This window comes from Novosphingobium sp. 11B (genome assembly GCF_054589055.1).
Genome location: NZ_BAAILP010000272.1, coordinates 157443 through 158715, shown reverse-complemented (window position 1 = coordinate 158715; position 1273 = coordinate 157443). Strand labels below are relative to the sequence as shown.

The following is a 1273-nucleotide window of genomic DNA, read 5'->3' as shown; positions in this document are numbered from 1 at the left end:
GACATGGCCGAGGCGCTCAAGGTCATCGCCGCCCTCGAAGGCCAGCTCACCGCCACCCTGATCCTCGACGCCGAGGACGAGGCGGAGGCCGCGCTGCTGCTGCCGGTGCTGGAGCGCAAGGTCGGACGCATCCTCGTCAACGGCTGGCCCACCGGCGTCGAAGTGTGCCACGCGATGGTCCACGGCGGCCCGTTCCCCTCGACCTCGGACGGACGGACAACCTCGGTCGGCACCTCGGCGATCGAGCGCTTCCTGCGCCCGGTGTGCTACCAGAACATGCCCTTCGCCCTGCTCCCCGAGGGCCTTCGCGACGGCAATCCGTGGAACGCCCCGCGCCGCATCGACGGCGTACTGAAGCTGGATTGAGCGTACCTCCGCTTCGTCATTGCGAAGCCTGCAGGACCGTGGCCCGCTATGTCGGCAAATCCGGGTAGAAGTACGTAGTTTTTCTGACATAGTGTGCCCATGCAGCGGCAGCGGATCGTCTTCATCGCCGGCATTCTTGCCGCTCTTGCGACGATCCTGCCGCTTGCAGCCGCCATCGCTTATGCCCGGCACCGTGCTCTGGAGGCCGAACGCGAGCATCTCGCCGAGTACAGCGACTGGACGCTGCGGCGTGCGGAGCGCAATTTCGCGCGCGTGACCGACGTATTCCGCGAACTGCAGGCGGTCGATTGGGACGCCTGCGGAGAGGATCATATCGCGCGGATGCGCAAGCTGGCGGTGGACAACCTCGCGGTGGAGGAAGTCGGCTATTTCCAGGACGGCAAGCTCGCCTGCACCAGTTGGGGCAAGGTGACGAAGCTCGTCGCACACGGAACGCCGGATGCGCGACTGGCTGGCGGCTTCGGCCTCTATCTGAACGTTGCGCCGCAAGTCAGCGCCGGCCATCCGGTCATCGTGGTCGATCACGGCGACTACAACGCGCTGGTGAGCCACGAACGCTTCGTGGACGTGCTGACCGATACGCCGATGACGGTCGGCATCGCCACGCTTCAAGGCCGCATCATCGCCGTCAACGGCACCGCGCCCGGGGAGGTGATGCGCAGGGCCGCGTCCTCGGACGGCTTCGCCCGCGTCGGCGCGCGTATCTTCACTTCCGTGCACGACGGGCATTTCCGCGCCTTTGCAATCACCGACGAAGCCTATGTCCAGTCCCGCATGGCCCGCGAGTTGTGGGCTCTGGTTCCGCTTGCCCTGTTGACCTCGGCGCTGCTGGTCGCGCTGATCGTTTGGACGTCCCGCCGCAGGCTGACGCCCGAGCGCGCGCTGG

The 1273-nt window shown here is 66.8% G+C and carries 1 protein-coding gene and 1 pseudogene; both read left to right on the top strand.

Annotated elements, in window-relative coordinates:
- Nucleotides 1-366, top strand: a pseudogene (locus ACYPYD_RS23705) (aldehyde dehydrogenase (NADP(+))); the annotation flags it as partial.
- Nucleotides 367-465: 99 nt separating this feature from the next.
- Nucleotides 466-1273: CSS-motif domain-containing protein (locus ACYPYD_RS23700; RefSeq protein ID WP_459665885.1), on the top strand; the 808-nt coding region annotated here is incomplete at its 3' end.